This window comes from Aneurinibacillus terranovensis DSM 18919, from assembly GCF_000430625.1.
Taxonomy (GTDB): Bacteria; Bacillota; Bacilli; order Aneurinibacillales; family Aneurinibacillaceae; genus Aneurinibacillus_B; species Aneurinibacillus_B terranovensis.
Window position 1 is genome coordinate 40,547 of record NZ_AUMJ01000037.1, and the last position, 22,460, is coordinate 63,006.

20 protein-coding genes and 1 rRNA gene are annotated in these 22,460 nt (G+C 46.9%); 20 read left to right on the plus strand and 1 reads right to left on the minus strand.

Going from position 1 to position 22,460, the window contains the following annotated elements; all coding sequences use genetic code 11:
• Positions 1-100: 100 nt before the first annotated feature.
• Positions 101-2,560, plus strand: coding sequence for a stage II sporulation protein E (spoIIE, locus tag H525_RS0107985; protein ID WP_027415780.1), 2,460 nt, complete (start codon positions 101-103; stop codon positions 2,558-2,560).
• 313 nt (positions 2,561-2,873) lie between these two features.
• Here spoIIE and H525_RS0107990 read toward each other — a convergent pair whose 3' ends face one another.
• Complete coding sequence (locus tag H525_RS0107990) at positions 2,874-3,191, minus strand: hypothetical protein (RefSeq protein ID WP_027415781.1); 318 nt, start codon at positions 3,189-3,191, stop codon at positions 2,874-2,876.
• Positions 3,192-3,328: 137 nt separating this feature from the next.
• On the opposite strand from H525_RS0107990, the gene tilS reads away from it, so the two are divergent.
• The 19 genes from tilS to H525_RS0108085 form a co-directional block, all read left to right on the plus strand.
• On the plus strand, positions 3,329-4,717 hold the full coding sequence (tilS, locus tag H525_RS0107995) for a tRNA lysidine(34) synthetase TilS (RefSeq protein ID WP_051330896.1): 1,389 nt from the start codon (positions 3,329-3,331) through the stop codon (positions 4,715-4,717).
• Positions 4,718-4,742: 25 nt separating this feature from the next.
• Positions 4,743-5,279 carry a hypoxanthine phosphoribosyltransferase gene (gene hpt, locus H525_RS0108000; protein WP_027415783.1) on the plus strand — a complete coding sequence of 179 codons (537 nt, stop codon included), beginning with the start codon at positions 4,743-4,745 and terminating at the stop codon, positions 5,277-5,279.
• Between the two features lie 76 nt (positions 5,280-5,355).
• Positions 5,356-7,287 (plus strand): ATP-dependent zinc metalloprotease FtsH, encoded by a 1,932-nt coding sequence (gene ftsH, locus H525_RS23290; RefSeq protein WP_051330897.1) that lies wholly within the window; start codon positions 5,356-5,358, stop codon positions 7,285-7,287.
• A 147-nt stretch (positions 7,288-7,434) separates the two neighbouring features.
• A complete protein-coding gene (gene nadA / locus H525_RS0108010) occupies positions 7,435-8,382 on the plus strand; it encodes a quinolinate synthase NadA (RefSeq protein ID WP_027415784.1) in 948 nt (315 codons plus the stop codon).
• A 24-nt stretch (positions 8,383-8,406) separates the two neighbouring features.
• Complete coding sequence (gene nadB / locus H525_RS0108015; protein WP_027415785.1) at positions 8,407-10,035, plus strand: L-aspartate oxidase; 1,629 nt, start codon at positions 8,407-8,409, stop codon at positions 10,033-10,035.
• Positions 10,022-10,876: a carboxylating nicotinate-nucleotide diphosphorylase gene (gene nadC / locus H525_RS0108020; protein WP_027415786.1), complete on the plus strand. Its 855-nt coding sequence runs from the start codon at positions 10,022-10,024 to the stop codon at positions 10,874-10,876. Before nadB ends, nadC begins: the two co-directional genes overlap by 14 nt.
• Before the next feature lie 13 nt (positions 10,877-10,889).
• Positions 10,890-11,657 (plus strand): type III pantothenate kinase, encoded by a 768-nt coding sequence (locus H525_RS0108025; protein ID WP_027415787.1) that lies wholly within the window; start codon positions 10,890-10,892, stop codon positions 11,655-11,657.
• 88 nt (positions 11,658-11,745) lie between these two features.
• The gene (hslO, locus tag H525_RS0108030) at positions 11,746-12,624 is read left to right on the plus strand and encodes an Hsp33 family molecular chaperone HslO (RefSeq protein WP_027415788.1); all 879 of its coding nucleotides are present in this window, start codon (positions 11,746-11,748) and stop codon (positions 12,622-12,624) included.
• A 77-nt stretch (positions 12,625-12,701) separates the two neighbouring features.
• Positions 12,702-13,637, plus strand: coding sequence for a cysteine synthase A (cysK, locus tag H525_RS0108035; RefSeq protein WP_027415789.1), 936 nt, complete (start codon positions 12,702-12,704; stop codon positions 13,635-13,637).
• Between the two features lie 49 nt (positions 13,638-13,686).
• Positions 13,687-15,207, plus strand: coding sequence for an anthranilate synthase component I family protein (locus H525_RS0108040; RefSeq protein WP_035100381.1), 1,521 nt, complete (start codon positions 13,687-13,689; stop codon positions 15,205-15,207).
• Positions 15,208-15,232: 25 nt separating this feature from the next.
• On the plus strand, positions 15,233-15,826 hold the full coding sequence (gene pabA, locus H525_RS0108045) for an aminodeoxychorismate/anthranilate synthase component II (RefSeq protein WP_027415791.1): 594 nt from the start codon (positions 15,233-15,235) through the stop codon (positions 15,824-15,826).
• A 7-nt stretch (positions 15,827-15,833) separates the two neighbouring features.
• Positions 15,834-16,706 (plus strand): aminodeoxychorismate lyase, encoded by an 873-nt coding sequence (gene pabC, locus H525_RS0108050; protein ID WP_027415792.1) that lies wholly within the window; start codon positions 15,834-15,836, stop codon positions 16,704-16,706.
• 31 nt (positions 16,707-16,737) lie between these two features.
• A complete protein-coding gene (gene folP, locus H525_RS23295) occupies positions 16,738-17,580 on the plus strand; it encodes a dihydropteroate synthase (RefSeq protein WP_051330898.1) in 843 nt (280 codons plus the stop codon).
• Positions 17,573-17,947: a dihydroneopterin aldolase gene (gene folB / locus H525_RS0108060; RefSeq protein WP_027415793.1), complete on the plus strand. Its 375-nt coding sequence runs from the start codon at positions 17,573-17,575 to the stop codon at positions 17,945-17,947. The genes folP and folB overlap by 8 nt, the downstream gene beginning before the upstream one ends.
• Before the next feature lie 3 nt (positions 17,948-17,950).
• Complete coding sequence (gene folK, locus H525_RS0108065) at positions 17,951-18,454, plus strand: 2-amino-4-hydroxy-6-hydroxymethyldihydropteridine diphosphokinase (RefSeq protein ID WP_027415794.1); 504 nt, start codon at positions 17,951-17,953, stop codon at positions 18,452-18,454.
• Positions 18,455-18,556: 102 nt separating this feature from the next.
• Positions 18,557-19,591 (plus strand): tRNA dihydrouridine synthase DusB, encoded by a 1,035-nt coding sequence (gene dusB / locus H525_RS0108070; protein WP_035100382.1) that lies wholly within the window; start codon positions 18,557-18,559, stop codon positions 19,589-19,591.
• A 182-nt stretch (positions 19,592-19,773) separates the two neighbouring features.
• Positions 19,774-20,250, plus strand: coding sequence for a transcription elongation factor GreA (gene greA, locus H525_RS0108075; RefSeq protein WP_027415796.1), 477 nt, complete (start codon positions 19,774-19,776; stop codon positions 20,248-20,250).
• An 87-nt stretch (positions 20,251-20,337) separates the two neighbouring features.
• Complete coding sequence (gene lysS, locus H525_RS0108080; RefSeq protein WP_027415797.1) at positions 20,338-21,849, plus strand: lysine--tRNA ligase; 1,512 nt, start codon at positions 20,338-20,340, stop codon at positions 21,847-21,849.
• A 342-nt stretch (positions 21,850-22,191) separates the two neighbouring features.
• Positions 22,192-22,460: ribosomal RNA gene (locus H525_RS0108085) — 16S ribosomal RNA — on the plus strand; the annotation flags it as partial.

Genomic DNA, 22,460 nt, shown 5'->3' on the forward strand with positions numbered 1-22,460 from the left:
TCGGAAACTTTTTTTGTGCCCTCCCGTTGTTTTGACAAATTTTCGAATCCACCTGTGTTTAAATGGGAATCACAAAAAATGTGAGAGGCGGTGCGGCAATATGATTCGCGGTGAATCTTTTTCAGTGTCTAAACCAGTTCATACTATTCAACAGGTGGGTGCCAGGGGCAGGAACTGGCTTTGGGTCGTATCCCATCAGTGGAGCCTTTTCCACCTGTTCATGGGATTCTTATTGGGACGGGCTCTAATCTTACAGGAACTTTCGCCTTTTGCCGTTCCATTCTTTGCGGTAATGTACTTCTTAAAGAAAAATCGGTTACTACTGATGACAGCAGCTTTACTGGCGGGGAGTGCTACACGATCAATCGGCATTGCGTCCGCAAATTTTTTCGGTATGGCTCTGGCGCTGCTCATGCTAACGTTTATGGACCGCAGAAGAAAGGGCGAGATGAATTATGCTCCGTTTATTTCATTTCTCGCGGTCCTCCTCAGCCATACTGGCCTTGATTATGTTATGCACCGCATGACATGGTACGGTATGTTTATGAATGGCGTTGAAGCGCTTCTGGGCATGATTCTTACCCTCATATTTGTGCAGTCCATCCCGATTGTTTCATTGCGGCGCAGTCACCATCAGCTAAAGAGTGAAGAAATCATTTGTTTAATTATACTTCTGGCTTCTGTCATGACAGGTACGGTTGGATGGAAAATTGAGGATGTGGACGTAGATAATATCCTTTCGCGCTACATTGTCTTATTATTTGCAGCGGTAGGGGGGGGCACCGTCGGAGCCGCGGTGGGGGTGGTAACCGGACTGGTTCTTAGTCTGGCAAACATTGACGCGGTATATCAGATAAGCCTGCTCGCTTTCTCGGGCCTGCTCGCGGGTTTGCTGCGGGAAGGCAACAAGCTGACGGTGGCGTTTGGACTTTTAATCGGTTCCTCCATTTTAACAGTCTACGTGGGGGAACAGCGGGAAATTATGCAATCAACGATTGAAACAGTAACAGCTATTCTCGTTTTTTTAATAACACCTCGCGGAGTTCTTGCTGAAATTGCAAAGTTCATCCCCGGCACCCAGGAGAATGCCGCTTCCCAGCACCAGTACTTACGCAGGGTGCGTGATGTGACGGTCCATAAAATGGATAAGTTTGCCGGATTGTTTTCGCAGCTTTCCCAAACATTTATTCTGCCGAATACGGAGGTGGTGGATGAAGAAGGGCAGCACGACGTTTTCTTAAGCGAGGTCACCAAAAGCACCTGTCAGCGCTGCTGGAAAAAGGATATGTGTTGGGTTCGGAATTTTCAGGAAACATACAGTGAAATGACCGGTATGATTCAGAAACTAAAAGAGGAAGGGGAAATAACAGTCTACGATGCACCCAAGAACTGGATTAAAAAGTGTATCAAGCAGGAACTCGTTCTCCAGAACATGGAACAGGAGTATGCCCGCCTGCGGAATCAGGATCACATTAAAACGCAGATAGCGAGCAGCAGGCGCCTGGTTGCCGAACAGTTGGCGGGTGTAGCACGGGTGATGCAAAATTTTGCGAAGGAGATTCAGAAAGAAGGCATACATCTTCATATTCAGGAAGAACAGATTATGAAGGCGCTGGAAGGGATGGGATTGTCCATCAGAAATGTAGATATTCTCAGCCTTGATGAAGGGAAGGTGGATATAGAGATAAGCCAGCCATCGTGCAGCGGCCGGGATGAATGCTCCAAAATCATAGCCCCGTTATTGTCCGATGTTCTCGGCGAGAAAATTACAGTAAAAGGAAGGGATTGTGAAGCCATGGCGGATGGCTACTGTACGATGTGTTTGGGTTCCGCGCAGGAGTTTGAAATTGAAACAGGCGTAGCCGGGGCTGCTAAAGGAGGACAGTTATTATCGGGTGATTGCTTTAAAATTATGGAGTTTGGATCGGGTAAGGTGGCCCTGGCTATGAGCGATGGAATGGGAAACGGGGAACGGGCCTATATGGAAAGTTCATCCACACTGGATTTGCTTGGCCAGCTCCTTGAATCGGGCATGGAAGAAACGCTGAGTATTAAATCGGTGAATACGGTGCTGTCCCTTCGTTCACCGGATGAGGTATATGCTACGGTTGATCTGGCTCTGATTGATCTGCATACAGCCCAAACTAAATTTATTAAAACAGGTTCAACGCCCAGTTTTATTAAGCGAGGCAATGAGGTCATTCCGATTTCAGCTAATAATTTGCCCATCGGTATTATTGACGATATCGAAGTCGATGTAGTGAGCTGCGGGCTTAAACCGGGCGATTTATTAATCATGATGACAGACGGAATTTATGAAGCGGCACGCGATGTAGAGAATAAGGATTTATGGATGAAGCGAAAAATTGCGGAATTACAAACGAATGACCCGCAGGAGGTAGCTGACCTGCTGCTTGAACTGGTCATCCGTCACCACTACGGAGATATTGTGGATGACATGACGGTCATGGTCTCTCGAATCGACCGGTACGTCCCGGCATGGGCCGCCATTTCTCTCCCCAATGCGCCCAAAATCGATAGGCCCCGTTATGTGAGTTAGGGCACGGGAGCAGTGACTGTCCGCGATTCTCCTCCATTTGGGGACCGGCCCGAAACATCTTTTTTGTACCGTCTTAATACACCTCTAGTAGTCTGTCCGACGAAGCATTTTTAGCGAATATTTATTCATGTATACCTTATAATCAATGCATAAAGCACTGTTGTTTGGATAAATATATAAAATTTTCATTCTGTTGGACAGACTCTTAGGTTAATTTTACCACAACCAGGCGGCTGCTTTTTGATTAATCAGCTAAAACTCTACCGTCACTATCAAGAGAAGCAACCCTATTGCCTTTCTATTCCTTAAGTTTCTAAGCTCGTCCACCATGTCCAGCGGTATCTTTGTCAATAACCCACCCTGTTTTAGGGTTTTTGTACGATACACTTCTCCTGACTTTATCGGTGAATTTACCAAGAACCACAGTAGTTTTATCTTTTTTAAGTGAACTTTGTATTTTAGCAGCTGTTGACTCGATATATGCGTTATAAACTGTTATCAACAGTGCTGAAGCTTTAGGTACGTAAATTTGGGATGAAAAGTAAATACGCAAGTTAAAATCAGTCAGCACGGACGGTCTGTGCTTCCCCGCAAGGAAAAACCCTGCAAAAAATAAAATGGTCCATTCCATTGCCCACCAACCTACGTTTACTGTCAAACGGTTACGAATGAATATCATGCCTGAAGAAAGCCGATAATAATGCGAAAAAAATTTTGTAACTTCTATGTTGATTAATCGTATACAATAGTACGGTAAGGAAAATGAAGGTGAAAAAGTTGCTGCAGGTTTTAGAAAAGACCATTTTGGATTACGAACTGCTTGGCCGTGGCGATAAGATACTGGTTGCTGTGTCAGGTGGCCCGGATTCTATCGCTCTTTTGCATGCATTTGTGTCTTTGCGTGATAAATATGGCTGGCAGCTTGCCGCCGCACATGTAAACCATGAGTTTCGCGGGAAAAGCGCAGTCGAAGACAGCATGTATGTGGAGGAAATGTGCCGGAAGTTTAAAGTTCCGTGTTATGTGACCTCAATTAATGTTCCTTGGGTGATTGAAGAGACGGGATTGAACCCTCAGGAGGCGGCACGCGAAGTCCGCTACAACTATTTAAAAAAGATTGCCGCTGATATCGGGGGAGCTACCATTGCAACGGCCCACCATGCCGATGACCAGGTGGAAACAGTTTTGATGCGCCTTGTGCGTGGTACAGGAATTGAAGGATTGGCTGGAATTCCTATTTGGCGGAAGGAAGGGGATATCAAAATCATCCGCCCGCTGCTTGAGGTGACACGCAGACAGATCGAAGCGTATTGCGAAGAAAATAACCTCAATCCCAGACACGATCCGAGTAATTTTAAAGGAAAGTATTTAAGAAACAGGATTCGTCTCCAGTTGGTTCCGCTTCTTAAAGAAGAAAATCCTGCTTTAACCGACGCGATCACACATTTAACAGCGGTTGCTAGTGCCGAAAATACATACATGGAACAAGAGAGCATAGCGGCGGCTAAAGCAATCATAGAAGAAGAAAACCAGAATAAAATGGTTATAAACCAAAATGGGTTTTTAGCCTATCACGTTGCTTTACAAAGGAGGATGATTAAACTAATATTAAGTTATCTATCGGGACAACTAGGTGAAATCGGTTTTGCCCATATAGAAAAAATCAGGGAACTAATCAAAGGTGATCATCCTTCGGCTCGTCTCATCTTACCCCACGGCCTGCAAGTTCAGCGGGAATATCACCGGATCATTTTTTCATCTATAACTGAATCCGTACTGACGTCCTCTTTTTGTTACCCTCTAAACATTCCGGGCCGAACGTATATACCGGAAATTAATCGGACATTTAACTGTTTTTATGGTGATGCAAAGGGAAATACAGGGAGCTCTGTCGCTGTGTTTGATCCGTCCGGCATTAAGGGTAAGCTATATGTAAGACCCAGACGAGCTGGCGACCGCATGACGATTCAAGGCATGAACGGAAGCAAAAAAGTAAAAGATATTTTTATTGATGAAAAAATTCCACGCACGATGCGAGACATACTTCCCATTGTAACGGATGAACAGAATATATTATGGATTCCCGGGGTGAAACGTTCAAACGAGTGTTTATATACAGCAGGAACAGGACCTTTATTATATGTTGAAGTAGAATAGTCGCTTATGTCTTAGGAGGCCAGTTATGGAAAATGACATTAAAGAAGTTTTGTTAACTGAAGAACAAATCGATGCAAAAGTTCGCGAGTTGGGTCGTCTTCTTTCCACTGAATATAAAGGAAAGAACCCGCTCGTTATTTGCGTTTTACGCGGAGCGGCGCTGTTCATGACGGATCTGATCCGCCGCATTGATATTCCACTCGAAATTGATTTTATGGCTGTGTCCAGCTATGGTGATTCCACCAAGTCCTCCGGGGTTGTCCGCATTATGAAGGACCTTGATACTTCTGTCGAAGGTCGTGATGTCCTCATTGTGGAGGATATCATTGACAGCGGACTTACTTTGAGTTACCTTATCGACGTTATTGACCGACGGAATGCAGCGTCGGTTAAAGTTGTCACTCTGCTTGATAAACCGGCCCGCCGTACGGTTGATTTGTTGCCGGATTACTGTGGGTTTCAAATACCTGATGCATTTGTTGTTGGATATGGCCTTGACTATGCCGAGAAGTACCGGAATCTGCCCTATATCGGGATTTTAAAGCCCGAAGTCTATAACTAGGTAAAGCAAGTTGTGGGGTGTGTTCCACTGTGGTAAAATAATGTAGGTGTTTTTAGCGCGCGAGAGGAGGTAAGGAATGAATCGGTTCTTCCGCAACACAGGATTTTATCTACTAATCATTTTAGTAACGGTTGGAATTTTCAACTTTATTACCAATCAGGGTACAGATACAGCTAAAATACCCTATAATGACTTCAGACAGGACCTGGTCCAGGGCAAAATCGCCGAGCTGAAGATTCGCCCTGATCGAGGTACGTATTATATTGAAGGAAAGTTAAAGGATGGCAGTGTCTTCTATACGAATGGGCCGCTTTATGATAATGCTGAACTGCTTAGGCAGATTGAACAGGCTCATGTTGCAAAAGAAGAATATGTGGAGCAAAAAGGTGACTCCGTCTGGCTCACGTTTCTGACATCCATCATTCCGTTTGTTATTATTTTCATCCTGTTCTTCTTTCTCTTGAATCAAGCGCAGGGTGGCGGCAGCCGCGTCATGAATTTTGGGAAAAGCAAAGCCAAATTATACAATGACGAGAAGAAAAAGGTTACTTTTAATGATGTAGCCGGCGCTGATGAGGAAAAAGCGGAACTTGTTGAAGTTGTTGAATTTCTCAAAGATCCACGCAAATTCTCGGTACTTGGTGCCCGCATTCCTAAAGGGGTTCTGCTGGTGGGCCCTCCGGGTACAGGTAAAACGCTTTTGGCGCGTGCCGTTGCAGGTGAAGCGGGTGTACCGTTCTTTAGCATCAGCGGTTCCGATTTCGTTGAAATGTTTGTCGGTGTCGGTGCTTCCCGTGTTCGTGATCTATTTGAGAACGCAAAGAAAAATGCACCGTGTATTATCTTCATTGATGAAATTGACGCCGTGGGCCGACAGCGCGGCGCCGGTCTTGGCGGGGGTCACGATGAACGTGAACAAACGCTCAACCAGTTGCTTGTAGAAATGGACGGCTTTGGCGCCAATGAAGGGATTATCATTATTGCCGCGACAAACCGGCCTGATATTCTTGACCCGGCCCTGCTTCGTCCCGGCCGCTTTGACCGCCAGATTACGGTGGATCGTCCGGATGTTAAAGGAAGAGAAGCTGTACTGCATGTGCACGCCCGGAATAAGCCGTTGAGCCCGGAAATAAACCTTGATATCATTGCCCGCCGTACACCTGGATTTACGGGAGCGGATCTGGAGAATCTTCTTAACGAAGCAGCCCTGCTCGCAGCGCGCCGCAATAAGAAGAAAATAGAAATGACGGAAGTCGATGAAGCGATTGACCGCGTGATTGCGGGTCCGGAAAAACGTTCCCGTGTCATCAGTGAGGATGAGAAAAGACTCGTTGCCTACCATGAAGCGGGGCATACGATTTGCGGGTTCTTCCTGAAAAATGCGGATATGGTTCATAAAGTAACGATTATTCCGCGCGGCAGCGCCGGCGGATACACGGTTATGCTGCCTAAGGAAGACCGTTATTTCGCAACCAAATCCGATTTGCTGGATAAAATTGTCGGGCTGCTTGGCGGCCGCGTAGCTGAGGAACTTGTGCTTAAAGAAATAAGTACAGGGGCTCACAACGATTTCGAACGTGCCACCGGTATTGCCCGCCGCATGGTTATGGAATTTGGCATGAGCGCCAACCTTGGCCCGCTGCAGTTTGGAAGTTCTCAGGGCCAGGTTTTCCTCGGCCGTGATTTTGGCCATGAGCAGAATTACAGCGATGAAACGGCCCGCCAAATTGACCAGGAAATTCAAACCATTATTCGTGATTGCCATGCACGTTGTACAGAAATTCTTACCGAACATATGAAAGAACTGGAAGCTGTTGCCCAGAAATTGCTTGACGTTGAAACGCTCGATGCTGAACAGATTAAGAGCATCATTGAAACCGGGACAATCAATAGCAAGGTTGACGATGTTAAAGAAGTCACAACCGGTGATGTAAAAGTTCAGATCACAGGCAAAGCGGGTGACGCTGTTGAGTATAATGGCATTGACACGGAGAAACGCGAAGAGTAGTAATGCAGAATCAGGAAAAGCCTCCCCATTCCAGGGAGGTTTTTCAGCTTTTTAAGGGTATACTTTTTGCCGGTTTAACGGTATCATACAGATTATTAGCCTTGTATGGCATGCGCCGGTGAGTATGGACAGGAGGGTTACTTTATAATGGAAGCGTTGGCTTTGGTGAAGAAAGAGCAGCAGAATCAGGAATTGCGTGAGAAGATTGCGCGGTTAAAAAAAGAGCGGAATGCCATTATATTAGCGCATTATTATCAACGTCCGGAAATCCAGGAAATAGCCGATTTTCTCGGCGATTCATTCGGGCTGGCACAGAAAGCAGCGACGACAAATGCGGATGTTATCGTATTCTGTGGTGTTCATTTTATGGGTGAAAGCGCTAAAATTTTAAATATGGATAAAACGGTTTTGATTCCCGATGAACGTGCAGGTTGTCCAATGGCGGACATGGTAAACGTAGGAGGGCTTCGCAAGCTGAAATCTCAGCACCCGAATGCGAAGGTAGTTGCTTATATTAATACGTCCGCGGATGTCAAAGCGGAGACAGATATTTGTTGTACATCATCGAACGCGCGCAATGTGATTGAGTCCATCGATGCGGAAGAGATTATTTGGGTCCCGGATAAAAACCTTGGTCACTGGGTTTCTCAGTTCACAGATAAGAAAATGACCATATGGGAAGGATACTGCAATACCCACGACCAGCTAACGGTAGCGGATGTATTGAAACTGAAGGAAGAACATCCGGATGCTCAGTTTGTCGTTCACCCTGAGTGCCGTCCGGAAGTGGTAGAGCTTGGTGATTTTGTGGGAAGCACCACAGGAATTTTAAAATACTGCCGTGAATCGGCTCATAAAAAGTTTATTGTCGGAACAGAAGACGGTGTAGGATATAAACTTTCTCTCGATAGCCCGGAAAAAGAGTTTATTTTCGCCTCAAAGTACCTTGTGTGCCCGAATATGAAAGTAAATAACCTTAAAAAAGTCGCGGATTGCCTGGAGACCATGCAGCCGCAAATCTTTGTGCCGGAAGAAATTGCGGATAAGGCACGCGCTTCTCTGGAGCGTATGCTAGCCGTAGAAGCTGTTCAATAACGCCTTTAGAAGGGATGGCTCATTATGGTACCAAGATATGTCGTAGACTTTAAACTTGCAGAGATTGAAACGATAAAAACGGATGTGCTAATCATTGGTTCAGGGGCGGCAGGGTTATACACCGCCCTCCAGTTATGTGATCAATGCAGCGTTACCCTGGTCAGTAAAACGTCGCTTACCCAGAGCAATACGCGGTACGCCCAGGGAGGGATTGCCGCTGTCACCGCTGAAAATGATTCTCCTGAACTGCATCGGCAGGATACCTTAATTGCCGGAGCGGGCATTTGTTCTCATGAGGCGGTTGAAGTCCTCGTTAACGAAGGGCCAAACTGCATTAACGATTTAATCAGGTACGGAACGAATTTTGATAAAAAAGACGGCGTGCTTGAGCTTACGAAGGAAGGGGCGCACAGCAAACGCCGTATCCTTCATGCGCATGGTGATGCGACAGGGGCGGAAATTGTACGCGCTCTTTCCGAACAGGCGCTAAAAAACGAACGTATTACGATTTTGGAAAATCATTTTACCATTGATCTAATTACCAACAAGGGAGAATGTATCGGTGCGCTTGTTTTAAAGCCGGATGGCAAGAAGGTTTATATTCGGGCGGATGCAACGGTTTTAGCTACCGGCGGGGCAGGCCAGCTTTACCGCTACACGACAAACCCGGAAATTGCTACGGGTGACGGGATAGCTATGGCGTACCGGGCCGGAGCGTATATTAAAGATGTAGAGTTTATCCAGTTTCATCCAACGGCTCTTTTCTACCCGGGGGCTCCGCGGTTCCTCATCTCGGAAGCTGTGCGCGGAGAGGGTGCCGTTCTTCGAAATATTAAAGGGGAACGGTTTATGCAGCACTACCACCCGCAGAAAGAGCTGGCCCCGCGTGACATTGTTGCCCGCGCTATTGTAACAGAAATGGAAAAGACAGGGTCAACGTTTGTGTATTTAGACATTACCCATGAATCGGAAGAGTTAATCAAACACCGCTTTCCTACCATTTACCAGGAATGCCTTCGCTACGGCCTGGATATGGTAACCGATTGGATTCCGGTAGCCCCGGCCGCCCACTATATTATGGGAGGAATCAAAACCGACTTAAAAGGTGAGACGGCAACCCCACGGTTATATGCTTGCGGAGAAGTATCCTGTACAGGTGTCCATGGGGCAAACAGGCTGGCGAGTAATTCCCTTGCAGAAGCCCTCGTATTTGGGCTGCGGATTGCCAATCATATTCGGAGCGAAATAAGCCCGTTGGACAACGAAATTCCGGCTGTTTCATTCTCTATGCTGCGCCAGCAGACGATGAATAATGAGACAACGGTAGAAAAAAGGCTGCGCCTGCAAAAGCTGATGCTGCGCCATGTCGGATTAAAACGGCATGAAAAGGGATTAACCAAGGCGATTAAGGAATTAGATCGGTTTATCAAAAGCTTTCGTTTTAAAATGGAGCGCCCTGATGAGTTTGAATATGTAAATTTGCTAACCTGTGCAAGCCTCGTGGCAAATGCCGCCCTGCAAAGGGAAGAGAGCCGTGGCGCGCACTACCGGGAGGATTTCCCGGAACGTGACGACCTTGTCTGGCGCAAACACATTGTACAATCCATTGAAGATGGTGTGTTAGAGGAGCGAAGTTTACATGATGATGAATAAAAAATTACTGACTGAGCAGATTGAGGCATGGCTTGCTGAGGACATTGGATTCGGGGATGTTACAAGCCTTACTACAGTACCTGCAGATTTGCATGGAAACGGGATTCTCTATACAAAGGAAGCCGGGGTAATTGCCGGTCTGGACGTTGCTGCCCGTGTATTTTCTGCACTTGATGCAAGCCTGGTTTTCAACGCGAAAGTACAGGACGGCGCTTACGTGGAAACAGGGACCGTCATTGCCGAAGTAGAGGGAAGTGTGCGCAGCATGCTCAGCGGTGAACGTGTGGCGTTAAATCTCCTGCAGCGCCTCTCCGGTATTGCGACCCTTACCCGGAAGTATGTGGATGAGGCACGCAAAGGAAACCCGAATGTGCGCATCGTGGATACGCGCAAAACGACCCCCGGCCTGCGGATGCTGGAGAAGTATGCTGTAGTCGCAGGCGGTGGGCATAATCACCGTCTCGGTCTGTTTGACGCGGTTATGATTAAAGACAATCATATTAAGGCCGCAGGAGGGATTAGCGAGGCAGTCAGAAGCGCCAGAGACCAGATTCCCCATACCATGAAGATAGAAGTGGAAGTGGAAAGTCTTGCTGAACTCGCTGAAGCGCTGGAAGCTACCCCGGATATTATTATGCTTGATAATATGGACAACGAAGCCATGGCTGAAGCGGTAAAGATTGTCGATGGACGAATTAAGCTTGAGGCATCGGGCGGGGTCAACCTTACAACTATACGTAATATTGCGGCAACCGGAGTAGATGTCATCTCCGTAGGAGGGTTAACCCATTCGGTATCCGCTCTTGATATCAGTCTGGATTTAAATGAGAGAAAACGGTAGGTGCGTATAGACCATGTTGTTTGTAATCGATGTAGGGAACACGAATATTGTACTTGGTGTTTTTGAGGGAAGTGAATTAAAGGAACACTGGCGCATCGGAACCGACCGGAGTAAAACAGATGATGAATTCGGCATGCTGGTTAAAAGCTTACTTTTTGATAAAGGGCTTTCTTTTGACCAGATAGAAGGGGCGATTATTTCTTCTGTCGTTCCACCGTTGATTTTTCCTTTGGAAAAAATGTGCCATAAGTATTTTAACCTCAAACCGATGATTATTGGGCCAGGGCTTAAAACAGGATTAAATATTAAAGCCGAAAATCCCCGGGAGATCGGGGCCGACCGTATTGTCAATGCGGTTGCGGCTATACATGAGTATGGTTCTCCGCTTATTGTCGTTGACTTTGGAACGGCCACTACCTTTTGCTTTATCGATGAAGAAGGCGGATACCATGGCGGAGCAATCGCGCCCGGTATCACAATTTCTACTGAAGCGCTTTACAGCCGTGCGGCCAAGTTGCCCCGGATTGAATTGGTGAAGCCGCCTAATGTCATTGGCCGCAACACGATCCACGCGATGCAGTCAGGGATTATTTATGGTTTTGTAGGCCAGGTGGACGGAATCGTGCGACTCATGAAAAAAGAAAGTGCCGGAAATCCGCGTGTTATTGCTACAGGTGGACTGGCTACTCTGGTCGGGAATGAATCAACGGAAATTGACATCGTGGATACGTGGCTCACCTTAAAGGGGCTACGCCTGATATACGACCGGAATAAAAAATAAACGTTGAAGCCTGCCAATAGGGACACCTCGCGGCAGGTTTTCTCGTATTTGTGGTAAACTAACTTTGATACGTTGGGAGGAATAACATATGAGCGATTACTTGGTAAGAGGCACAGCCTACAACGGATTTCTTCGTGTTTTTGCTGTGTGTACGACAGATACATTGAATGAAATACAGCGACGAATTGATACATGGCCTGTAGTAAGCGCTGCTCTGGGAAGAACACTTTCCATAGGAGCCATGATCGGCGCGATGCATAAAGGTGAGGATCGCTTAACGATCATTATTAAGGGCGGCGGTCCTGTTGGTCAAATTATCGTGGATGCAAATGCCAAAGGCGAAGTTCGAGGATATGTGACCAATCCGCATGTGCATTTTGAGTTAAACGGAAAAGGAAAGCTGGATGTGCGGCGTGCCGTTGGAACGGAGGGCTTCATAACGGTAACGAAGGACCTGGGCTTAAAGGAACCTTATCATGGGAGCAGTCCTATCGTATCCGGAGAAATCGGAGAAGACTTCGCATACTATTTTACCGCTTCGGAGCAAGTTCCGTCCGCTGTCGGAGTAGGAGTGCTGGTCAACCCGGACAATACAATTAAGGCGTCCGGTGGATTTATTATCCAGCTGATGCCTGATACACCTGAAGAAATTGTGGAACGCCTTGAAAATTCAATCGCTCGCACGCGTCCGGTATCCACCCTTGTAGATGAAGGGATGACCCCCGAGCAAATCCTGGCGGAGGTGCTGGGAGAAGAGGCGGTGATTCTGGGGAAACATGCTGTCGTGTTTAACTGCCACTGTTCGCTTGACCGGGTAAAGCGGGCGCTTATCACTCTTGGAGAAGAAGAGCTTACCTCGATGATTGAAGAGCAGGGAAAGGCGGAAATCACTTGTCATTTCTGCAACGAACATTACCGCCTGGAAAAGCCGGATTTGGAGAACCTGCGCTCTCTAATCCAAAAGTAATAATTGACGCAGGATAAATAGGATTGATATAATTTATGTAATCCTATAAATATAGTATGAATTCAGGAGGGACTCTAATGAGGGTAGCTCAATCGATCACCGATTTAATCGGGTATACACCACTTGTCAAATTAAATCGTTATACTGCTGAAGATGAAGCAAACATTTATTTGAAATTGGAGTATTTTAACCCCGGCAGCAGTGTGAAGGACCGGATTGCTCTTTCAATGATTGAAGCCGCGGAAAAAGCGGGAGATCTGAAGGAAGGGATGACCATTGTAGAGCCGACCAGTGGAAATACCGGAATTGGTTTAGCGATGGTTGCTGCCGCAAAAGGATACCATGCCATTCTGATTATGCCCGATACGATGAGCATCGAACGCCGTAATCTGCTGCGTGCCTACGGAGCGGAACTTATTCTGACTCCTGGCGCTGAAGGGATGGGAGGCGCTATTCGTAAGGGGGAAGAACTGGTTCGGGAACACAAGGATTATTATATGCCGCAGCAGTTTGAAAATCCCGCTAACCCGCGAATTCACCGGGAAACAACAGGGAAAGAATTAGTTGACCAAGGTCAGGAAATCGGCGGGATCGACGCGTTTGTCTCCGGTATTGGCACAGGAGGAACCATCTCGGGAGCCGGGGAGGTTCTTAAGGAGAAATATCCTGCTGTACGTATTGTTGCGGTAGAGCCGGCTGCTTCTCCCGTACTTTCAGGCGGAAAGCCGGGACCGCATAAAATTCAGGGACTGGGTGCCGGGTTTATCCCGAAAACATTAAACACCGACGTATATGATGAAATCATTAAGATTGAAAATGATGATGCTTTTGAAACGGCCAGAATCGTGGCCAGAGAAGAAGGGATTCTGTGCGGAATTTCTTCGGGGGCTGCCATCCATGCGGCGCGCCAAGTGGCGAAAGACTTAGGTCCGGGAAAAAATATTGTCGTGATTATCCCCAGCAATGGTGAGCGCTATTTAAGCACACCCCTCTATCAGTTTGACGAAGAATAAGTATAATATAGAAAGACGAACCCTTGTCGGATTGGCAGGGGTTTTCTTTATGAAAAAAGAACATCGGGGTGAGACAAAGGTGGCATTCAGCCGGGTACATTCAATAAAACAGTTATCGGGGTATGAAAGAGCGCCGTTATGGAAAACGGTTCCCTGGGTTTCGTTCGATCCATGGTCCCTTTATTTATCCATACAAGATCAAAATTCATACGCGTTTATTGTAGAAAGCGGACGAAGCGGGCGTTATACGTACGTCGGCTGTTCACCCGTTAAAACCATTAAGATAAAGAATAATACGGTCATTGAAAATAATGGGGTTCCGGTAAAAATGGACACGGACCCGCTGAATGTGGTGCGGCGGTGGATGGAACATGAGATAAGCCCGTATGTGGAGGAATTGGAAGGAAATGGGCTTCCCGACTGGATCGGTGGTTCAATCGGGTATCTTGGGTATGATATGGCCCGGCAATACGAAACGATTCCCTGCAGCGCGGTTGATGATCTGGATTTGCCGGATGTTTATTTAATGATGATGGAACAGATTTATGCATTTGATCATGTGGAGCGCAAGGTTTTTCTCATTGTTCACGTCGGTAAGCAAGCACAGCTCCCAACGATCGAAGCCGGCGAAGAAAAAATAGCGGAAATGGAAGGACAACTGGGCGCGTCCCTTCAAATGAGACATGCCATCCAAACACTGGAAGACAACGACTTCCCGGAAACGTCAGCGGTGAACGCTCCCGAGAAATCCTTTGACCAGGAGGCGTTTGAAGACGCCGTGAGAAAAGTCCAGGAATATATCGCTGCCGGTGACGTTTTTCAGGTGAATCTCTCCGTTCGCCAGTCGAAACCTATGGATGCTCCTGCCGAGGCTGTCTATCATATGCTTCGCCGAATTAACCCTTCCCCATATATGGGGCTTCTCCGTTTTCCTGAGTTTCAACTCGTCTCCGCTTCACCTGAACTGCTGCTTCAGGTCAAAGGGCGAAAATTAAGCACGCGGCCGATTGCCGGTACGCGACGCCGGGGGAAGGATGACACGGAAGACGCAATGCTAATGAAAGAACTGCTGGATAATGAAAAGGAAATAGCCGAACATATCATGCTTGTTGATTTAGAACGTAATGACCTGGGGCGGGTTAGCCAGTACGGGACGGTCCACGTGGATGAACTAATGGTTGTGGAAAAATACTCCCATGTGATGCATATCGTTTCAAATGTAGTGGGCGAACTCGCCGAAAATAAAGATATGTATGATGCGGTTATTGCGGCTTTTCCAGGCGGTACCATTACCGGTGCGCCGAAAGTTCGTACCATGGAAATCATCGAAGAACTGGAACCGGTTACCAGAGGACCTTATACGGGTTCCATGTGTTTATTCGGTTTCACCGGGGATGCGGTGTGCAATATAATTATTCGTACGCTTATCGCCAAAGATGGAAAAGCCCACGTTCAAGCCGGCGCAGGAATCGTGATTGACTCCCGGCCAAAAGCAGAGTATTATGAATCATTGAAGAAAGCGGAAGCGGTTTGGCGCGCCCTTTCTTTAGCCGAAGCTGAGTATAGCTAAGTTTAGGAAGAGGAGAGATGAGTGTATGATTTTGATGATTGATAACTATGATTCCTTCACCTACAATCTGGTTCAGTACCTTGGTGAGTTAGGGGAAGAACTGAATGTGGTCCGCAATGACAAAATTACGTGTGAAGAAATTGCGTCTTTGTCGCCATCGTATTTGATGATTTCACCCGGACCCTGTACACCGAATGAGGCGGGGATTAGCCTCGAAGCGATTGAAACGTTTGCGGGGAAAATTCCAATCCTTGGCGTATGCCTTGGTCATCAATCGATCGCCCAGGTATTCGGTGGACGTGTCATCCGGGCGGACCGGCTCATGCATGGGAAGACATCTGACATTCAACATGATGGACAAACGATATTTGCCGGGGTGCCATCCCCTTTTCGGGCGACTCGCTACCATTCGCTCATTGTAGAACGGGAAAGCCTGCCTGATTGTTTAGAGATATCGGCAGAGACCGCAGAGGGTGAAATTATGGGGCTGCGTCACCGCACGCTAATGGTCGAAGGTGTTCAATTCCATCCGGAGTCCATTATGACGGAGCATGGCAAACAAATGCTGCAGAATTTCCTTTCGTATTATCGGAAGCAAAGGGTTCCTCAGGGAGTTTGATACAAACGTGAAGATTTATTTAGATGGACGCATACTAAATGCGGCAGAAGCTGTGATTTCTCCTTTTGATCACGGCTTTCTTTATGGCTTGGGATTATTTGAAACGATGCGGAGTTACGGTGGAAAGCCTGCCCTTTTTACCGAACATTATAAAAGGCTTACCGCCGCCGCGGAAGAGATAGGAATCGCGGTTACGATGTCAGAGGCAGAACTCACGTCCGCAGTTCTTCGGACGCTTGCGGCCAATGATTTAACGGATGCGTATATTCGGCTGAATCTAACGGCCGGCCAGGCGGACCTTGGACCGACATCAGACATTTACGAAACACCCGGCTGGCTTATTTTTGCCAGGCCTCTCCCTGCCTTTTCTGTGCAGCTTTATCAAACGGGGAAAATCCTGCAGGTGCTGAACACCCGGCGCAATTCCCCGGAGGGATCCTGGCGGTTTAAATCTCATCATTATATGAACAACCGGCTGGCCAAACGGGAAATTGGTTCCAATCCACTCGTGGAAGGACTCTTTTTAACGAATGAGGACTTCATTGCAGAAGGAATTGTGTCAAACGTCTTCTTTGTGAATGATGGTGTATTGTATACGCCGTCTCTTGCGGCGGGTATCCTGCCCGGTACCCGCCGGGCTTTCGTGATGGAACTGGCGTATAAACAGGGATGGAAAGTGGAAGAAGGTTTATATAGGATAGAAGATATAATACGGGCGGATGAAGTCTTTATTACGAATGCGATCCAGGAAATCGTTCCGATCCATACGATAAGAGATGTCACCGACGGCCATCCGGTGAATGACTATGTCGTTGGAAAGGGAACAATAGGACCGGTAACGGCACGCCTCCTGGCGCTCTACCGTGAAAGGCTGCGGTAAGCCCGATAGATTAACAGAAGGAGTGGTAGCTATGCATGTTCAAGCAGGTACCTATTCACTGCCCCTCGATAAACGGACGATTGTAATGGGCATTTTAAATGTAACCCCCGACTCTTTTTCCGATGGTGGGAAGCACAACACAATAGAGCGCGCGGTTGAACACGCGTGGAAAATGGTTGAAGACGGGGCGGAAATTATTGATATTGGCGGAGAGTCTACCCGGCCCGGACATGAAGCTGTAGAAGCTGATGAAGAAATCGAACGGGTGATTCCTGTCATTGAAAGATTATCCCGGGAAATTGATGTTCCTCTCTCGATTGACACGTATAAAGCGAAGGTTGCCCGGGAAGCCATTCGCGCCGGAGCACACATTGTTAATGATGTGTGGGGAGCCAAAGCCGACCCCTTGATGGCTGAGACGATGGCCAAACTGGATGTTCCCGTTATTCTTATGCATAATCGAACAAATATGGACTATCGTGATTTCATGGCGGATGTCTTGCGAGACGTTCAGGAAAGCATAAATATTGTCCGGCAGGCGGGTGTCAGTGAAAAGAATATTATCCTTGATCCTGGTATAGGGTTTGCCAAAACGTATCATCATAATCTCGAAATGATGTACAAACTCGATCAGCTTGTTGCCCTCGGTTATCCTGTACTGCTCGGCACCTCACGCAAATCGTTTATCGGAAAGGCACTTGATTTGCCCGTAGATGACCGGGTAGAGGGTACGGCGGCAACGGTTGCGCTTGGCATAGAAAGAGGCTGTCGTATTGTGCGGGTCCACGATGTGAAGCCAATCGTTCAGATTTGCCGGATGATGGATGCGATGCTGTATGCCTGGCAGGAGGAAAAGGAGCGCGTATATGGATAGAATCATCCTGAGTAAGATGCAGTTTTATGGGTACCACGGTGTGTTTGAGGAAGAAAATAAGCTTGGCCAGCGTTTTTATGTTGATTTGGAAGCTTATTTTGACCTTTCTAAACCAGGCCATAGCGATAATCTGGAAGATACGATTAATTATGCAGATATTTACTCCACTATACGCCAAATCGTTGAGGGGGAGCGTTATCAATTGGTAGAGGCTGTTGCAGAACGTATTGCCGCTAAAATATTGACGAAGTATCCTGTTATCCAGGAAACGCTGGTGCGGGTAACGAAGCCGGACCCGCCCATTCCCGGCCATTATCAGTCCGTCGCGGTTGAAATTATACGAAGCCGTTCCGGAGAAAGGGACTAACCGATGCAAACCGTCTTTCTCGGCCTCGGTTCCAATATCGGTGACCGCGAATTTCATTTGGTAGAAGCGGTACGGAAGTTGCAGGAAACAGGCATTGTCGTGAAGCGCAGTTCAACCATTTATGAAACCGAACCTGTCGGTTACGTAGAACAGGCGCCTTTTTTAAACGTAGCGATAGAGGTCGAAACGGTTTTGTCACCCATGCAGCTTCTTGAGCAAACGCAGCGAATCGAAAAGGAGCTGGGGCGGACACGTGACATCCGGTGGGGTCCCCGTACGCTTGACATTGATATTCTTCTTTACGGTCAGGAAAAAGTGAAGGAAAGTTGCCTGCAGATCCCTCATCCCCGTATGGGCGAGCGTGCCTTTGTGATCGTGCCTTTAGCTGAAATTGCACCTGATTTTCCTATCCCGCTGTCTACACAAACAACAGCGGCAGAGATGCTTTTTGAAATAGAGGGAGTCAGCGGCGTGAAACCATGGAAAGAGTTGGTCTGGGCAAAATAGTTGAAAAAGAGTCGACCTATGATAAAATAGGGGAATAATTGTGCCTGGAAATGGACTTGAGAAATATGCCTGTGACAACAAGGCTGTTTGGAAGGTGAAAACATGGCTACCCTTAAAATAGGTGACATCGAATTAAAAAATAATGTTGTGCTTGCCCCCATGGCTGGTGTATGCAACCCGGCATTTCGCCTGATTGCCAAAGAGTTCGGCACAGGGCTTGTTTGTGCGGAAATGGTTAGCGATAAGGGAATTGTCCATGGCAATAAGAAAACAATCGACATGCTGTATGTCGATGATAGAGAAAAGCCGTTAAGCCTTCAGATTTTTGGCGGCGATAAAGAGACGCTTGTCAAAGCGGCTGAATATGTAGATAATTATACAAATGCTGATATAATCGATATTAATATGGGCTGTCCCGTCCCTAAAATTGTGAGCTGCGACGCAGGTGCCCGCTGGCTGCTCGACCCGAATAAGATTGAAGAAATGGTTTCGGCCGTTGTAGAAAAGGTGTCAAAACCAGTCACGGTAAAAATGAGAATAGGCTGGGATGATGAGCATGTTTACGCGGTTGAGAATGCAAAAGCGGTAGAACGTGCCGGTGGAAAGGCTGTGGCTGTGCATGGAAGAACGCGCGTTCAAATGTACACCGGTACGGCGGATTGGAACGTTATTCGGCAGGTAAAAGACGCCGTAACGATCCCGGTTATTGGCAATGGGGATGTGTTTACTCCTGAAGACGCCAGACGGATGCTTGATGAAACGGGCTGTGATGGCGTGATGATTGGCCGGGCTGCTCTTGGGAACCCATGGATGCTCTACCGGACGGTTCAATATCTGACGAACGGTACACTTCCGTCCGACCCGACTGCGAGGGAGAAAATTAATGTAGCCATCCTTCATCTTGATCGCTTAATTAAGCTGAAAGGCGAGAAGATTGCCGTGAAGGAAATGCGGAAACACGCTGCCTGGTATCTAAAGGGGCTTCCTGCTTCCGCGCAAATTCGTGACCAGGTCAACGAACAGGAGACACGCGAGGGACTTGTAGCGCTGCTTCTGGCTTATGTGGACCGGGTTGAAGCGAAAGCAGCCGAAAAAACGGAGAAGTTGGAAAATCGAGAAGTTGAAGCGGTACATTAATACAATTTGACAACCACTTTGGCCTACCATATAATACCTTCATACTGTAAACGAGGGCTGCCAGTGGAAAATACACTGGCAGTTTCATATATGTTTGCATAAAAATGTATCTACTTACATACACTCTACGAAGATATTTTGGAGCGTACGCATAAGAATGAGAGTTAACGGGGGAATGGATAATGTCTGAAAAAGAAGTAATTTTGACGGCTGCAGGTCTACAGAAGCTGGAAGATGAATTGGAACAACTGAAAACGGTTAAACGACGTGAAGTTGCCCAACGAATTAAGGAAGCAATTAGCTACGGAGACCTTTCCGAGAACTCTGAATACGAAGAAGCCAAAAATGAACAGGCTTTTATTGAGGGGCGCATTATTACGCTTGAAAAAATGCTGCGAAATGCCCGCGTAATCTCCGGAGATGAAGTGGATACCGGTGTGGTAAGCGTAGGCTCAACGGTTCGCGTGAAAGACCTTGAATTCGGTGATGTGGTAGAATATACAATTGTAGGTTCGGCAGAGTCAGACCCGATGCAAAACAAGATTTCGAATGAGTCTCCTGTAGGGATAGCTTTACTTGGAAAAACAAAAGGTTCTGTCGTAGATGTAAATGTTCCTGCAGGCGTTATTCGTTATGAAATCCTTGAGATCAATGTTTAATAAATAATAGGGATGAGGCTCCTTCGATATCGTGGGAGCTTTTCCTGAGTTTTAGGACCACTATGCTTGAAGGAGTTGGAAGTTAGCATGGCACATGAGGAAGAATTGAGTGAACTTGAACTCGTAAGACGTGAAAAAGTACATACATTAAGACAAGAAGGAATCGACCCGTTTGGCAAAAAATTTGAACGCACACATATGGCGAAGGAAATCCTCGACGAATGCGGGTCTCTGGATAAGGAGCAGCTTGAAGTTAAAAACTGGCAAGTAAAAATTGCCGGCCGCATTATGACAAAACGAGGGCAGGGGAAGGCGGGGTTCGCGCACATCCAGGACCAGAGTGGTCGCATTCAAATTTACGTAAGGGAAGACCAGGTTGGCGAAAAGCTGTACAGCGTGTTTAAAATGTGTGACCTCGGCGATATTGTAGGGTTAACAGGAACCGTTTTTAAGACGAAAACCGGGGAGATTAGCGTCAAGGCTAAAGAATTTACACTGCTCAGTAAATCGTTACGCCCGCTTCCTGAAAAATTCCATGGGTTAAAGGACGTTGAAACGCGCTACCGCAAGCGGTATCTTGACCTGATTGTGAATCCGGAAGTAAAGGAAACATTTATCGCCCGCAGTCATATTCTCCAATCTATGCGCCGCTATTTGGACGAGCGTGGCTATCTTGAAGTGGAAACGCCGACCATGCATAGTATTGCGGGAGGTGCGGCTGCCCGGCCGTTTATTACATACCATAATGCGTTGGACATGCGTTTATATATGCGTATCGCAACAGAGCTTCACCTGAAACGCCTGATTGTCGGCGGCCTCGAGAAAGTATATGAAATCGGCCGTATATTCAGGAATGAAGGGATTTCCACGAGGCATAATCCGGAGTTCACATCGATTGAACTCTATGAAGCGTATGCAGATTTTCAGGATATTATGCGTTTGACTGAGGAGTTAATTGCCCATATTGCTGAAGATGTTTTTAAAACCACTACAGTTGTTTATCAGGGCAAGGAGATACACTTAAAACCTCAGTGGAAGAGAGTGCATATGGTGGAGGCGATTAAGGAAGTAGTTGGGGTAGACTTCTGGCCGCATATGAGTGATGAACAAGCGCATGAACTAGCTAAACAGCATAAGGTGCCGGTTAAACCGGAGATGAAATACGGGCATATTGTTAATGAGTTCTTTGAACACTTTGTCGAAGAGACACTCATACAGCCAACCTTTATTTATGGGCACCCGGTGGATGTTTCTCCACTTGCAAAGAAAAACGAAGAGGACTCACGTTTTACGGACCGTTTTGAGCTGTTTATCGTGGGTCGTGAGCATGCCAATGCCTTTACGGAATTAAATGATCCTATCGACCAGCGCCAACGCTTTGAAGCGCAGATTCTCGAACGGGAAGCGGGGAATGATGAGGCTCATGAAATGGATGAAGATTTCCTTGAGGCGTTGGAATATGGTATGCCGCCAACAGGGGGACTGGGAATTGGGATTGATCGTCTGGTCATGCTGTTAACCGATTCACCATCCATCCGCGATGTTCTGCTTTTCCCGCTTATGCGTGAGCGTTCATCGTTAGAACAGGAAGGAAGTTAAGAACACCAGCCGTAAACGGACTGTAAGTACAGATTACAGTCCGTTTTTTATCGATATTTTTTCGTTGATTTATCAATAAAGTTTATGATAAGATGTTGTTTGTCGTTGTTCATGGTGATATTGTTGTTTTCTGGTTGACAGATAAAAAACAAACGCAAAAAAGTTGTTGACATAACGTTTTTCGTTTGATAAGATGTATAAGTCGCCGCTGAGAGCGATGACGAAAATAAAGTTCCTTGAAAACTGAACAGTGAAATGCCAAATGTGCGATATAACCCGGATACAATTCTGGATTTTAAGTAAGACCAGCTTTTTCATGAGCTGACAAGATTGAACTTATCTTTTTTGGAGAGTTTGATCCTGGCTCAGGACGAACGCTGGCGGCGTGCCTAATACATGCAAGTCGAGCGGACTTTTAAAAGCTTGCTTTTAAAAGTTAGCGGCGGACGGGGGAGTAACACGTGGGCAACCTGCCTGTAAGCTCGGGATAACTCCGGGAAACCGGAGCTAATACCGAATACGATTCGCAACCGCATGGTTGCGAATGGAAAGTTTTCGAACACTTACAGATGGGCCCGCGGCGCATTAGCTGGTTGGTGGGGTAACGGCCT

Coding starts and splice junctions, on each gene's coding strand:
- spoIIE (WP_027415780.1), top strand. CDS start 101: ATGATTCGCGGTGAATCTTTTTCAGTGTCTAAACCAGTTCATACTATT.
- H525_RS0107990 (WP_027415781.1), bottom strand. CDS start 3,191: ATGGAATGGACCATTTTATTTTTTGCAGGGTTTTTCCTTGCGGGGAAG.
- hpt (WP_027415783.1), top strand. CDS start 4,743: ATGGAAAATGACATTAAAGAAGTTTTGTTAACTGAAGAACAAATCGAT.
- ftsH (WP_051330897.1), top strand. CDS start 5,356: ATGAATCGGTTCTTCCGCAACACAGGATTTTATCTACTAATCATTTTA.
- nadA (WP_027415784.1), top strand. CDS start 7,435: ATGGAAGCGTTGGCTTTGGTGAAGAAAGAGCAGCAGAATCAGGAATTG.
- nadB (WP_027415785.1), top strand. CDS start 8,407: ATGGTACCAAGATATGTCGTAGACTTTAAACTTGCAGAGATTGAAACG.
- nadC (WP_027415786.1), top strand. CDS start 10,022: ATGATGATGAATAAAAAATTACTGACTGAGCAGATTGAGGCATGGCTT.
- H525_RS0108025 (WP_027415787.1), top strand. CDS start 10,890: ATGTTGTTTGTAATCGATGTAGGGAACACGAATATTGTACTTGGTGTT.
- hslO (WP_027415788.1), top strand. CDS start 11,746: ATGAGCGATTACTTGGTAAGAGGCACAGCCTACAACGGATTTCTTCGT.
- cysK (WP_027415789.1), top strand. CDS start 12,702: ATGAGGGTAGCTCAATCGATCACCGATTTAATCGGGTATACACCACTT.
- H525_RS0108040 (WP_035100381.1), top strand. CDS start 13,687: ATGAAAAAAGAACATCGGGGTGAGACAAAGGTGGCATTCAGCCGGGTA.
- pabA (WP_027415791.1), top strand. CDS start 15,233: ATGATTTTGATGATTGATAACTATGATTCCTTCACCTACAATCTGGTT.
- folP (WP_051330898.1), top strand. CDS start 16,738: ATGCATGTTCAAGCAGGTACCTATTCACTGCCCCTCGATAAACGGACG.
- folB (WP_027415793.1), top strand. CDS start 17,573: ATGGATAGAATCATCCTGAGTAAGATGCAGTTTTATGGGTACCACGGT.
- folK (WP_027415794.1), top strand. CDS start 17,951: ATGCAAACCGTCTTTCTCGGCCTCGGTTCCAATATCGGTGACCGCGAA.
- dusB (WP_035100382.1), top strand. CDS start 18,557: ATGGCTACCCTTAAAATAGGTGACATCGAATTAAAAAATAATGTTGTG.
- greA (WP_027415796.1), top strand. CDS start 19,774: ATGTCTGAAAAAGAAGTAATTTTGACGGCTGCAGGTCTACAGAAGCTG.
- lysS (WP_027415797.1), top strand. CDS start 20,338: ATGGCACATGAGGAAGAATTGAGTGAACTTGAACTCGTAAGACGTGAA.